The sequence below is a fragment of the Helicobacter cetorum genome (genome assembly GCF_900198405.1).
Classification (GTDB): Bacteria; Campylobacterota; Campylobacteria; order Campylobacterales; family Helicobacteraceae; genus Helicobacter; species Helicobacter cetorum_C.
In genome coordinates, this window is the sequence record NZ_FZMR01000036.1 from 1 (window position 1) to 13,737 (window position 13,737).

Below are 13,737 nucleotides of genomic sequence, written 5' to 3' on the forward strand. Positions count from 1 at the left end.
GTTTTTTTTGGAGGGACTTATAAAAACTCTTTTAAACTTTGTTTTTAATAAAATCTTAGTATTAAAGTGTCTTCAGTAATACAGCTAACAATAAGCGGTGAGATAATGGAAATTTTTAACCAAAAGAGCTAAAGTATATTTTTCATTCATATAAAACATTGCAATAAAAAATCTGCTCAAGTCATATTAAATAGTTCCTATAATATTATTTAAAAATATAGAAAATATTTTTTACATTCTCTCTAAATCTATATAAAAATGTCATTTTAAAAAACTAAGTGCCTTTGACCATTAAAAAGACACTCAAAAAACTCTTTGCGTAAATTTTTATACCACAAATTATAAAAGCAAGTGAGACAAAGCATGTAAAAATAGTTTTTGTGCCTTTTATTAAAGGCACTCACACGCTTTAGCAAAAGTTTCCTTTTTTTACCCCTCTTTTTTAGAAAAAATCAACTTGTCAAGTTTAAAGAATATTAACGCTCCAATAGTCTGCCCCAAGAAAAGATTAAGCCATAACGGAAAATTAAAATAATGAAAAACTTCCATAAACGGCAACATCACTACCGCACTTAACATCCACCTAAGCCAATAAATAAAAAAAAGCTTAGTTTTATATTCCTTGCTTATTTTTTTTAAAAAACCTTGCATTAAATATTCCTTTTTGAATATTCTAACATCCCCTTAAAAAGGGCATGTTGCCTACAAGCAATCTTAATCTAAAATATTAAATAGTGTTATATTGCACTCTCTTTTCAAATAAGCTTGACTCATAGTTGCTTAAATTCCTACCATCTACAAGGGCAAACGCCTCACCAAAAGTGGGTAATAACGCAGAGTCTAATTGCACCTCTTTATGACGATTTAACGGAATAAAAACTTCCTTATTGTTACCCTGAAAATCAAATGCTAAAAATGAATCTTTAAAATACACTTCCACCATAGAAGCATTTTTAGCCACTCTATTTTTACCTAGCTTTAGACCTTGCACTTCAGCACTCTCAATCCCACACGCATGACACAAAGATACAAACATGCTCTCCTTTGAGATTTCTGCAAACCAAGGCAAACTCTCACGCCTAGATAAATTCGCTTTACCCTCTAAAGCTTTTTGTCTTTTAGGCATTTCATGCTTAACAAAAGCATAAATATTATGCACGCTCTCCTTAGCACTTAGGCCTTTAAGTTGTTTAGCAATTTTTTGCACACTCAAATCTTCACGCTCATAACGCCCAAGCCTTGCAAAATCTTCTTGCTCAAACAAGCGTTCATTGAGTTGCTTACTGGCAATCTCATAGCTTAGCTTAGCTTGCTTTTTTTTAGCGCTTTTTTTAAAATCCACTTGCATATATGGCAAACCATCAACTAGCATGCTTTTATAAGTGCTGTAATTCCCCTCTAAACTCACATTGCTCGCCACAACACTTGGCATGGGAATAAATAGCGAAGTATGCTCTGCAGAATTAAAATCAATGCTATAGTGTGCCTCTAAATGATACTTTTCAGCACCATGACCTTTTTCTTTAGATTGCAAAAGTTGTGCTCCAAGAACAACACCTGTAGCACTCAAAGCAGTTGTTTTGATAAAATCTCTTCGTTTCATAACTATCTCTTTACAATTTAAATTTTTATTTTATGTGTTTATTTAGCGTTTCTAAGGACTACCATACGCTTTAAAGGATAATGAAAAACTAGCGGAATTTAGAAAATACTATTCAAATTAGGCATTCCCAAGACTTTAAGTCCCAAGAATACCTAGAATGGCTTATATTTTCCCCTACTTTTTCATCTTTTTCATGTGTTCTTCAAGAGCTTTTTTTACACCTTCAGCATATTTTGGGTCAGCCTTTTTAAAATGCTCCATTTGTTTATCCACGATTTCTTTAGGAACGCCCATCATAGAACCAGCAATATTGTTATACAATCTCTCTTTTTCATCAGCTTTCATCAAGCGATATAAGTCACCTGCTTGGGTGTAGTAGTCGCTATCGTCAGCTCTATAATCCCAATTCCACATTTCATACTCTTTTTCAAGGTAAGACAAATTGAGTTTAGGCTCTCTAGCACTCTTATCTTCTTTATAACCTGGTAGTGAGCTAGGAGTATAATTTTTTAAAGACCCATAATGACCATTTTGCATAAAGCCATCTCTAGTAGTAGAGTGGAATGGGCATCTTGGCTTATTTACCGGTAATTGAGAATGGTTAATCCCTAAGCGGTAGCGTTGTGTGTCGCCATAAGAGAATAAACGACCTTGTAGCATTTTATCTGGGCTGTAGCCAATTCCCGGAACTACATTAGCAGGATTGAATGCTGCTTGCTCTACTTCTGCAAAGTAATTTTCAGGGTTTCTATTTAACTCTACAATACCCACTTCCATTAATGGATAGTCTTTTTGACTCCAAGTCTTAGTTACATCAAATGGGTGGAAACGATACTTTTTGGCATCAGATTCTGGCATTACTTGAATGCTCATGCGCCATTTAGGGAACTCTTTTCTAGCAATCGCCTCAAACAAATCTCGTTGGTGTGAATCCATATCATGCTTTCTAAGCTCTGCTGCCTCTTCGCTAGTCAAGTTCTTAATGCCTTGCATGCACTTGAAATGGAATTTCACCCAAAAACGCTCATTTTTAGCATTGATAAGACTAAAGGTGTGGCTACCAAAACCATCCATATGGCGGAAAGACTTAGGAATACCTCTATCACCCATAAGCCATGTTACTTGATGTAAACTTTCAGGCACATTGCTCCAAAAATCCCATACCATAGTGTTATTAGGCAAGTTAGTTTGAGGGTCTCTTTTTTGAGTGTGGATAAAATCAGGGAATTTAATCGCATCACGAATAAAGAAAATAGGCGTGTTATTCCCTACTAAATCCCAATTACCCTCTTCAGTGTAATACTTCATAGCAAAACCTCTTGGGTCTCTTACTGCATCCGCACTACCTCTCTCGCCAGCCACGGTAGAGAATCTAAAAAAGCATTCAGTTTTCTTACCCACTTTAGAGAAAATCTTTGCTTTAGTATACTTAGTGATATCCTTAGTAACTGTGAAAGTGCCATAAGCTCCACTTCCTTTAGCATGTACCACTCTCTCAGGAATTCTTTCTCTATCAAATGCGGCTAGTTTTTCTAAAAACCAAGTGCTTTGTAAAAGAACAGGACCTCTAGGGCCAGCGGTAAACACATTGTTATCATCGCCAATTGGAGCACCAAAAGGGCTAGTTTGTTTTAAATCCTTGTTAGTCATCTTTTGTCCTTTGATTTTAAAAATTTTTCGTAATATTGACGCCAGCCAACTTACTTGCTGAAATTATAATTCCATAAGAATAAATAATGCTAAGCTCATTTGCAAAATACTGCTCTTTACAATAAAAAATATTAGCAAACATTTCTATTTGTAACAATGCGTAGTCTTTAGTAACGATTAATCTAGAGAGATAAAACACATAAACAATCTTAATAATAGTTGTTATAACTTTTAATTATTATTCATTCATTTTCTTTATTATAAAAAATTTTTTAAATTTTGCACAAAAAATAGCGATAGAACTTTAAAAAACTCGTTATAACAAAAATTTTACTTAAAAATCATTTGCAATTTAATCAAGCCAATCTTAACAGATAAAATTTAGCATTGGAATTTCAAGCGCTGGGCATGTGTAATGCTAATTGCAATCGCATCAGTAATATCCAAAGGCTTAATCTCGCTTGTGATATTTAGCAAACGCTTAACCATAAACGCCACTTGCTCTTTGCTTGCCTTACCATTTCCTGTAAGGGCTTTTTTGACTTGCAAGGGCGTGTATTCGCTAAAATTCCCTATTCTTTCTAAAATTTTTAATCCCAAAGCTCCCCTAAATTGCGCGAGTTTAATCACGCTCTTTGGGTTATATCCAAAGAAAATATCCTCAATCGCTACTTCATGCACTTCATGCGTGTCTAGCAGATGATCTAGTGCCTCCACTAAGTCTAAAATCTGTTCTTGCAAACTTCGTGTAGTGATATTGATAAAACCTGCCGTGATTAAAAAAAGCTTGCTAGGCGTATAGTCAAGTATCGCATAGCCACATTTCCTACTGCCCGGGTCTATCCCTAAAATACGCATAAACTTCTATCTTTTTAAGAGCGTAAATATTGCAACGCCTCTTTAATCGCCTCTTGCGTGCTAAGGTTTGGTTTGAGAGTTTTTAGAACTTTATTAATTTCAGTGCTTTTAAAACCTAAACTCTCTAGGGCTAAAAAGACTTCATTTTGTGTGGGCTTAGTCTCATCTTGGATAAAAAAGCCAATTAAATCCACCATAATTTTATCAGCGAGCTTTTTTCCGATTCCTGGGACTTGCTGAAGCGCTTTAACTTCTTTGGTAGCGATAATGTTTTCAAACTCATTAGGCGAAAAGCTTGAAAGAATTGCTAGTGCGATTCGCCCCCCTACCCCATTGATTTTTAAAAGTCTCTCAAACAGAATTTTTTCACTCTCTTCTAAAAATCCGTATAAAAGATGAGCGTCTTCTTTAATCACTTGTAAGATTTTTAAACGCACCTCCTTGCCCACTGGAAGCAACGCAGAACTTCGCATAGAAACTTGAACCCTATAAACAACCCCATGCACTTCCAAATGCACTTCTAAAGCTGAAATTTTTTCTACAACCCCTATTAAGCCTACAATCATTTTATCTCTTTCCTATGTCTAGGGCTTTTTGGCTATCGCACCCTTAAAGACCTTTTTAATTTTATTTTCTTTAGGCTCATAAATGACATTCACATTTTCATTATGGCTTAGCGTAGCAGTTAGGTTGCTTACCTTAGGATAATTGCGGTGATAAATCACAATATTTTCTTGTTTAAACGGATTTTTAGTGATGATACTTGCCTGTTGCATGCTATTTTCTATACTAATGAGCTTAGAGTGGCATTCATTATTGAGCCTTTGCAATTCTAGCATTTGAGCTTTTAGAATCTTCAAACGCTTCAAGGCGAACATAAATTCATTGTAGGCATCTTTCACGCTTTCTTGTTGCATCAACGAACGCCTGATTTCTTCAGTAGCGTTTTTAAGTTTTTCCATTGTCTCTTGATTGCTTTGAACTAAATGACTTAATGCTTGGTGTTGGGCAATAATTTTTTTAGATTTAATACCAAATTGGTTTAATAAAGCTTTTGCCTCTTTTAATTTTTCTTGATTTTCACGCCCACCAAAAGCATAAAAAATAAAGCGATTACCATTACCATCCACTTCATCAATCAAGCATTGCTCTGAAAAATACAGCTTGTTATCTGATTTGAGCTTTTCTAATTCAATTTGTTTAGCATAGATAACACTTCCTGCACTCACTTGCATTTTAGCGCTATCTGCATACACTTTTCCACGCTCTAAATACTTGCACTCAAATTCTTTGGCATAGCACACGCCCTTATGGTTGCTTATACGCACCTTATTGGCATAGACATAACTCTCTGGATGCACTTGCCCCTCTATAGCAATTTCCTCAGCTACAAGCACCACATCTTTACCCACATTCCCTCGCACATGAATCTCACTAGCCTCTAAAATCAAATTAGAATCTATCGCATCGCCTAGTTCATCTTTAGCCTGAATCTCTAAAACAATCCCACTTTGTAACCCCCCTAAAAGATTAGGTGTATTGGTAGATTTCACTTCGTTAAATTCAAAATCTCGCTTAGCAGACAAACGCCCTTTTTCCATTTTGACATACTGCAAAGCCTTAGAATAATACACCAAAGCCCCCGCTTGATTTTTTTCTTCAAAAAAGTTTTTATCATGCCCTATAGGAATGGGCGTGCTAGAACCTTTTGAAACTTCAATATAAAAGCCCTTTAAATTGCGTCCGCTTACTCCTTGTCTAGGATAAGCCACTTTAGCTACAGCTTGGTTTTCTTTAGAGGCGTAATAACTTTCTTTTAGAGTGTTTTGTTCTTCACTTAAAGGTATTTTATGAGTAGGAACATATTCTTCCTCTAGCAAAAAAACGGGCTTTTCTTCAATATTAGGCATAAAATGTGATGCAGTTTGCAAATTCAATCGCCTAGAAGTGATTTTTTGAGCTTTATATTGTTTGAGTAAATCTTTTAAACGCTCATACATTTGAGGGAGATGACGCATAATCACCCCTTCATAAGCCATACGCTCTTTGATATACCCAAACATCTCTTGGTAATATTCCTCTGTGTCTAATACAATAAAGCATTCATCTAAAATAATGTCTAAGCTATCCGCCTCAGTGCTTAACTCCACTTTAAAAAAACGCTCAAAAGGCAAGGCTTTTATTCTAATGTCATGCGCTTGGTAAATTAAAAGCTCTTTTTTTTCATAATATTCATCTTCTTCTAATTGTTGTAGCTCACCCCCAAGAGCCTCACTAAAATCATCTTTAGCATTAGGTTTGACAAAAATAGAAGTCTTTAAAATCTCAAACCACACTTCTTGAATGTCTAAATGATTCTCTTCAGCAACCTTTTCTAATTCTTTTTTTATATCCTTGCATTGTGCAATGGTTTTTGGGGCAAAATGCTCCAAGCTCATTTTTCAAACTCCTCAAATTTAGTCATCAAAAACACGCATTTTAAGCATTTTTAATTCTCTAATGGTATACTACGAAAATGAAAAAGTAAGGGAATATCCTAACAAAAAAACGCTAAAAATTAGGTAATAGTTACACTAAAGATGCTAAAAAAATTATTTTTAACCAACAGCTTAGGGATTTTGTGCTCCAGAATTTTAGGCTTTTTACGAGATTTGATGATGGCTAGCATTCTAGGGGCAGGGGTGTATAGCGATATTTTCTTTGTGGCTTTCAAATTGCCTAATCTATTCAGGCGTATTTTTGCTGAAGGTTCATTTTCACAAAGTTTTTTACCAAGCTTCATACGAAGTTCTATTAAAGGAAGCTTTGCAACTTTTGTGGGGCTACTTTTTAGTGGTATCTTATTTTTATGGTGCTTGTTTGTAGCCTTAAACCCCTTGTGGCTAACTAAATTGCTCGCTTATGGCTTTAATGAAGAAACTCTAAAATTATGCACCCCTATTGTAGCGATTAATTTTTGGTATCTTTTATTAGTGTTTATCACAACCTTTTTAGGCACACTTTTGCAATACAAGCACAGCTTTTTTGCAAGTGCGTATAGCACAAGCTTATTGAATTTATGCATGATTTTAGCCCTTGTTATCTCTAAAGACAAATCGCATTTAGAAGCTTTATACTATTTGAGCTATGGTGTGCTTTTAGGGGGCGTGGCTCAAATAATATTACATTTTTACCCCTTAGTCAAACTAGGCTTACTCACTTTATTATTGAAAGGATTTTTGAGCCTTAAAACCACAAATGCGATGAAAAAAGAATATCGTTTAAATCAAGCTAAAAAGGATTTAAAAAGTTTTTTCAAACAATTTTTTCCTAGCGTATTAGGCAACTCCACCGCACAAATCGCCTCCTTTTTAGACACTACAATAGCCTCATTTCTAGCAAGTGGGAGCGTGTCTTATCTGTATTATGCAAATAGAGTGTTCCAACTGCCCTTAGCCCTATTTGCGATTGCCATATCCACAGCCCTTTTTCCTAGCATTGCGATTGCGATTAAAAACAATGAGCAACATTTAATCTTACAACGCTTACAAAATGCGTGGTTTTTCTTAGTGAGTGTCTTACTTTTTTGTAGTATCGGGGGCATTATGCTAAGTAAGGAAATCACGCAAGCTTTATTTGAAAGGGGGCATTTTAGCCCTAAAGACACCTTAATCACTTCACAAGTCTTTTCACTCTATCTTTTGGGCTTACTCCCTTTTGGACTATCTAAGCTCTTTTCTTTATGGCTCTATGCTAAATTAGAGCAAGCAAAAGCGGCTAAAATCTCTTTAATCACACTTCTTTTAGGCTTAGTTTGCTCTTTAAGTTTAATGCCCTTTTTAGGGGTTTTAGGACTAGCTCTTTCTAATAGTTTGAGCGGACTTATTTTATTTGTTTTAACTATAAAAGCGTTTGGCTTTAAATTATTCTTAGGTATAATCAAGCGTTTGAAATTATGGCTTGCAATTCTTTTTCTAGCTTGTGCAGAAATATTGTTGCTCTTAGCGTTCAAGTCGTTAGTTACACATTTATATTTAATTTATTATTTTCAAGGTTTTTAAATGTTTATTTATGATACCAAATTAAAACAAAAAGTCCCTTTTGAGCCTTTAGTAAAAAGCAAGGCTAGTATTTATGTGTGTGGGCCTACGGTGTATGATGACGCTCATTTAGGGCATGCTAGAAGTGCGATTGCTTTTGATTTACTAAGACGCACGCTTGAGTTAAGCGATTATGAAGTTACTATGGTTAGAAACTTCACCGATATTGATGATAAGATTATCAACAAAGCCTTGAAAGAAAATAAGAGCATTAAAGAATTGAGTGCGATTTATATTGACTCTTATACGAACGATTTAAACGCTTTGAATGTCAAAAAGCCAAGCTTAGAGCCAAAGGCAAGTGAATATTTAGACGCTATGATTGAAATGATTGAAACGCTTTTAGAAAAAAATATCGCTTATAAAACCACTAATGGCGATATTTATTTAGACACGAGCAAGGACAAGCATTATGGCTCTTTGAGTTCGCATAATAGTAGCGTGGAATTTAGTCGTATAGGTTTAAGAGAAGAAAAACGCTCTGAACAAGATTTTGTTTTATGGAAAAGCTACAAGGGGGCTAATGATGTGGGCTTTGATAGCCCTTTAGGCAAGGGGCGACCCGGTTGGCATATAGAATGCTCTAGCATGATTTTTAAAACCTTAGCTAATCCTAACACCCCTTATCAAATTGATATTCATGCAGGCGGAGCAGATTTGTTATTCCCCCACCATGAAAATGAAGCAAGTCAAACTCGTTGTGCGTTTGAAATAGAGCTTTCTAAATACTGGATGCATAATGGCTTTGTGAATATCAATAATGAAAAAATGTCTAAAAGCTTAGGAAATAGCTTTTTTGTCAAAGACGCTTTAAAAACTTATGATGGCGAAATTTTGCGTAATTACTTACTAGGGGTGCATTATCGCTCCACTCTTAGTTTTAATGAAGAAGATTTATTGATGAGTAAAAAACGCTTAGATAAAATCTATCGCTTAAAACAGAGAGTTCTAGGATTTGAAGGCACTATTAACTTAAACTTTAAAAAAGAAATTTTAGAATGCATGCAAGATGATTTAAACATCTCTAAAGCTTTGAGCGTTTTAGAAAACATGCTTTCTTTAGCTAATGAAGAGCTTAATCAAAATCCTAAAGATAAAGCTAAAAAGGGCGAAATTTTAGCGAATTTAAATTTTGTAGAAGAGTTGCTTGGCGTAGGTTTTAAAAACCCACTAGATTATTTTCAATTAGGGGTAAGCGAGAATGAAAAAAGAGAAATTGAAAAAAAGATAGAAGAAAGAAACCTAGCTAAGCAACAAAAAAATTTTAGTAAGGCTGATAGCATAAGAGAAGAGCTAATGAAGCAAAAAATCGCTTTGTTAGATACCCCACAAGGAACTACATGGGAAAAGCTTTTTTAAGCTTTTTTCTAAGATATTCTTACATAAACTCCTAAATTTATTACATTTTTTACTTTTAATTTCTTTTTTATTAGTTAAGATAAATTACAATACCTAGAATTCTATATAAAAAATGCCATTGAAACATAACTTTCAAAGTTTTAAATCGCACCATTTGTATAGTCAAATTACAACAATAAGTAAGGAAAATAATGTCAAAAAGCACACAAAAAATACGCCACAAGATGGGTCGCCCTGTTGTCTCACTTGCTCTAGCAAGCATACTAACAAGCACCTCATTAAGCGCTCAAACATCTCATTTAGAAATAAGTCCTTATGCAAAAGAGCATTTACAAGAAGCCCCAATAGCTCCGTTGGATAACAATTATGGGCTTTTATCAGATATTTTAAAAGATGTTCTTGGTGGAATTGCCTCAGGGATTGCCTCAGGGGCAGCTGCAGGCATTGTTAGCTGGATAACCAAACAAGCCGAACAAGCTAGTCAAGCCCCTAATGTTCCCAAAAAAATTTGGCGCGTTCAAGCGGGTCTAGGCTTTAATTTATATCCCAATAAGCAATATGATTTGTATCAGTCTCTCCTTTCTGGCAATATCCAATCTGGCTGGGACTCTGGAAATGCCTCTTGGCATTATTGGGTAAGAGGCGGTCAATGGAATAAGCTTGAAGTCAATATGAAAAATGCAAGGGGTATCTACAATCTCTCAGGGCTTATTAATTATACCGGTGGGGATTTAGATGTAGATATGCAACGAGCTACTTTACGCTTAGGGCAATTTAATGGTAATTCTTTTACAAGCTTTAATGAACGCACCACTAGAGTGGATTTTAACGCCAACAATATTTTAATTGATAATTTTTTAGAGATTAATAATCGTGTAGGTGATGGACTTGGAAGAAAGCCTAATGCAACGGTCTTAACTTTGCAAAGCTCAGAAGGCATCACAAGTAGCAAAAACGCTGAAATCTCTCTCTACAATGGTGCTACACTCAACTTAATTTCAAGTTGGGATAAAGATTTTGAAGCCAATCCTTGGCAAATTGTGCGTGGCGTTGATCTCAAAGGTGCTGTATGGATGGGTCGCTTGCAATACCCATTAGCCTATTCATCACCTTCATGGAGTTTGATAAATACCGCAGAAGTCTATGGAAGAGTGAATTTTAGCCATCTTATTGTAGGCGATCATAATGACGCCCAAGCAGGAATTATTGCTAATAGCAATACCAATATTGGCGTTCTAGATTTATGGCAAAGTGCGGGGCTACACATCATAACCCCTCCACAAGGTGGCTATAAAGAAGAGATTGCTCAAAACACTCAAAATAGCCAAGAAAAAACCACTAAGAAAAATAATAGTAATAATGGCGTTCAGGTCATTAACCCTCCAAATAGCAATTCACAAAAACCACAAGTTGAACCCGTGCAAGTTGTCAATGGCCCTTTTCCGGGTGCAAAAAACACGGTTGTAAATATCTATCGCTTGAATGTAGACACTGATGCTTCTACTAAAGTTGGGGGATATAAAGCCGTTCTTACCACTAATGCAGCTAATTTAAATATCGGTCAAGGCGGTATTAATCTATCCAATCAAGCAAGTGGACGCACTCTTTTAGTAGAAAATCAAACCGGAAACATCACTGTTAATGGGAATTTAATGGTTAATAACCAAGTGGGTGGGTTTGCTTTTGTAGGCTCAAGAGCAAATTTTATTTTTAAAGCTGGCACAGATACACATAATGGCATAGCTACTTTTAATAGCAATATTGATTTAGGAAATTCTGTTGATTTAGAAGTGGATGCCAAAACGGCAAATTTTAAAGATATTAATGCAAGCAATGGAAATAATAGCTTAAATGCTACTACCTTAAATTTTAGTGGTGTAAGTGGCATGGTTAATATTGACAAACTCACTACAGCTTCTACAAATGTTGCGGTTAAAAACTTTCACATTAAAGAATTGTATGTTACCACAAGCCATGGTTTAAGCACGGGTCAATACACTTACTTTAGCGATGATATAGGCTCAAATTCTGTAATTGATGTTGTGCGCTTACAAAAAGGCTATAACCCACTTTATGCTGGGGGTATCAAGTTTAAAAAAGGCGAAAAGCTAACCATTGGCTCATTCTATCATGCCGCTTGGAATTATTTTGATGCGAGAAATATTAGAGAAGTGGTTATCACTAAACTCCTAACCTTTGGAGCTCCCGGAAGTATTGAAGGCATGACGGGACTTATGTTTAATAATCTCACTCTAGCTCAAGGGGCTAACATGGATTATGGCAAAGATTTGGATTTATATATTCAAGGTAATTTTACTAATAATCAAGCGGTTATGAATCTCAACACTCAAGATGGGCGTGTAGCAACCTTAAATGTAGGCAATAGAGCGACATTTGATTTTAATGACAACATTAATAGTCAAACCGGTTTTTATAATCCTCTCATTAAAATTAATTATGCTGACACTCTCACTAAAAATGTGGAGCATGTTTTAGTGTCAGCCCAAAGCATTGATTATTACAACACTTCTAGCAATGTCAATACTGATATTGGTCAAGAAAATGCTTTTAAAGAACGCATAGCCCTTTATAATAGCAACCATGAACGCATGGATATTTGTGTGGTGCAAGATTTAAACGACATTAGAGATTGTGGAATGGCTATTGGCAATCAAAATATGGTTAATGACCCAAGCGCTTATAAATACCTTGAAGGTAGGGCATGGAGAAATACTGCTATTGATAAAGTGGCTACTCATAAAGAAATCGCTATAAGCGTTCAAGATAGTCATATCGCACCTAGTGCAACAGATAGTAAAGACCTTATTAATCTACCTCATAGCAATGAGAATGCACAATTCGCTCGTTACGCTAATTTTTCCGCTCTCAATTCTAATGCTACTCCAAACCTTGTTGCTATCAATAAAAATGTTTTTGGCACGATTGAAAGCGTGTTTGAATTAGCTAATCGCTATGGTGCTATTGAAAGCATTAAAAAAGATTTTGGAACACAAGGCAGAAATCTCTTGCAAACCATGTTAATCAATGCACACAATGCCGGCTATGCACGACAAATGATTGATGCTAATAGCACCAATACCATTATCAAAGACCTTGGCATGGCTACTTCTGTATTAAATCATCAAGTGAATAATTTAGAGAATAAAACGAGTGCCTTGCAAACCTTAGAACTCAGTAATGCCATGACGCAAAACGCTCGCTTAGTCAATCTCTCTAGACGCCACACAGAGTATTTAAGTGCTTTTGAGCAACGCTTACAAGCTCTCAAAAACAAACGCTTTAGCTCTGTAGAAACTATGGCAGAAGTGCTATACAAATTCGCTCCAAAGAATGAAAAGCATGCAAATATTTGGGCTAATGCTATTGGAGGAGCAAGCTTGAGTAATGGAGGTAATACTTCCTTATATGGCACAAGTGCAGGAGCAGACACTTATATTGATGGCGAAAACTTACAAGCGATTGTAGGAGGGTTTGGGAGTTATGGCTATGGCTCACAAAGTGGCTCAAGCGCTCTTAATTCTTGGACTAACAACACTAATTTTGGATTATATTCTCGTGTGTTTTCTAATAAGCACGAATTTGATTTCAACATTCAAGGTGCTATTGGCAATAATAATGAAAGCTTGATGTTTAAAAATCTACTATTACAAGGCTTAAATCAAGGCTATAATTATATGTCCTATAGCACTATAACTCAAGCTAGTTATGGTTATGATTTTACTTTCCTTAATAACGCATTAGTCTTAAAACCAAGTGTAGGAGTGGCTTATCAAAACTTAGGCACAACCAATATTCAAAGCCATAACGCCCAATTAGCCTTAAGCCATGGCGCAAGCAATCGCAACCTTTTTAATATCAATGCGAATTTAGAGGCTCGCTACTACTATGGCAACACTTCTTATATGTATGTTAATGCCGGTGTATTGCAAGAATTTGCAAACTTTGGCACTAATAACGCCGTATCTTTAAATAACTTCACTATCCATGCAAGTCATAGTCCGCTAAATACTAACGCAAGAGTTATGATAGGTGGAGAATTGCAATTAAATAAAGGAGTGTATTTAAACTTAGGGCTTATCTATGCCCATAATTTCACTTTAGATATGGGGAGTGTTGCTTCCAATCTAGGCATGCGCTATAGCTTCTAAAAATGCCCCATGCTTTTTG

9 protein-coding genes are annotated in these 13,737 nt (G+C 35.6%); 3 read left to right on the forward strand and 6 right to left on the reverse strand.

The window, feature by feature from the left end:
* Positions 1 to 429: 429 nt before the first annotated feature.
* The 6 genes from C6H25_RS08090 to C6H25_RS08115 form a co-directional block, all read right to left on the reverse strand.
* Entirely contained in the window at positions 430 to 651 is a 222-nt protein-coding gene (locus C6H25_RS08090; protein WP_104748916.1) for a hypothetical protein, read from the reverse strand.
* A gap of 76 nt (positions 652 to 727) precedes the next feature.
* Positions 728 to 1,603: a Tat pathway signal protein gene (locus tag C6H25_RS08095; RefSeq protein ID WP_104748917.1), complete on the reverse strand. Its 876-nt coding sequence runs from the start codon at positions 1,601 to 1,603 to the stop codon at positions 728 to 730.
* Between the two features lie 174 nt (positions 1,604 to 1,777).
* Complete coding sequence (locus C6H25_RS08100) at positions 1,778 to 3,253, reverse strand: catalase (protein ID WP_104748918.1); 1,476 nt, start codon at positions 3,251 to 3,253, stop codon at positions 1,778 to 1,780.
* A 381-nt stretch (positions 3,254 to 3,634) separates the two neighbouring features.
* Positions 3,635 to 4,111: a crossover junction endodeoxyribonuclease RuvC gene (gene ruvC / locus C6H25_RS08105; RefSeq protein ID WP_104748919.1), complete on the reverse strand. Its 477-nt coding sequence runs from the start codon at positions 4,109 to 4,111 to the stop codon at positions 3,635 to 3,637.
* 14 nt (positions 4,112 to 4,125) lie between these two features.
* A complete protein-coding gene (ruvA, locus tag C6H25_RS08110) occupies positions 4,126 to 4,677 on the reverse strand; it encodes a Holliday junction branch migration protein RuvA (RefSeq protein WP_104748920.1) in 552 nt (183 codons plus the stop codon).
* An 18-nt stretch (positions 4,678 to 4,695) separates the two neighbouring features.
* Positions 4,696 to 6,549, reverse strand: coding sequence for a FapA family protein (locus tag C6H25_RS08115; protein ID WP_104748921.1), 1,854 nt, complete (start codon positions 6,547 to 6,549; stop codon positions 4,696 to 4,698).
* Between the two features lie 141 nt (positions 6,550 to 6,690).
* Here C6H25_RS08115 and murJ point away from each other — a divergent pair, with 141 nt between their 5' ends.
* From murJ to C6H25_RS08130, 3 genes are all read left to right on the forward strand, one after another.
* Entirely contained in the window at positions 6,691 to 8,151 is a 1,461-nt protein-coding gene (gene murJ, locus C6H25_RS08120) for a murein biosynthesis integral membrane protein MurJ (RefSeq protein ID WP_104748922.1), read from the forward strand.
* Positions 8,152 to 9,549 (forward strand): cysteine--tRNA ligase, encoded by a 1,398-nt coding sequence (cysS, locus tag C6H25_RS08125; RefSeq protein WP_104748923.1) that lies wholly within the window; start codon positions 8,152 to 8,154, stop codon positions 9,547 to 9,549.
* A gap of 191 nt (positions 9,550 to 9,740) precedes the next feature.
* Entirely contained in the window at positions 9,741 to 13,718 is a 3,978-nt protein-coding gene (locus C6H25_RS08130; protein WP_233707365.1) for a vacuolating cyotoxin family protein, read from the forward strand.
* Positions 13,719 to 13,737 lie beyond the last annotated feature (19 nt).

Excerpts from the sequence above, each read along its gene's own strand:
- C6H25_RS08090 (WP_104748916.1), bottom strand. The coding sequence starts at position 651 with ATGCAAGGTTTTTTAAAAAAAATAAGCAAGGAATATAAAACTAAGCTT.
- C6H25_RS08095 (WP_104748917.1), bottom strand. The coding sequence starts at position 1,603 with ATGAAACGAAGAGATTTTATCAAAACAACTGCTTTGAGTGCTACAGGT.
- C6H25_RS08100 (WP_104748918.1), bottom strand. The coding sequence starts at position 3,253 with ATGACTAACAAGGATTTAAAACAAACTAGCCCTTTTGGTGCTCCAATT.
- ruvC (WP_104748919.1), bottom strand. The coding sequence starts at position 4,111 with ATGCGTATTTTAGGGATAGACCCGGGCAGTAGGAAATGTGGCTATGCG.
- ruvA (WP_104748920.1), bottom strand. The coding sequence starts at position 4,677 with ATGATTGTAGGCTTAATAGGGGTTGTAGAAAAAATTTCAGCTTTAGAA.
- C6H25_RS08115 (WP_104748921.1), bottom strand. The coding sequence starts at position 6,549 with ATGAGCTTGGAGCATTTTGCCCCAAAAACCATTGCACAATGCAAGGAT.
- murJ (WP_104748922.1), top strand. The coding sequence starts at position 6,691 with ATGCTAAAAAAATTATTTTTAACCAACAGCTTAGGGATTTTGTGCTCC.
- cysS (WP_104748923.1), top strand. The coding sequence starts at position 8,152 with ATGTTTATTTATGATACCAAATTAAAACAAAAAGTCCCTTTTGAGCCT.
- C6H25_RS08130 (WP_233707365.1), top strand. The coding sequence starts at position 9,741 with ATGTCAAAAAGCACACAAAAAATACGCCACAAGATGGGTCGCCCTGTT.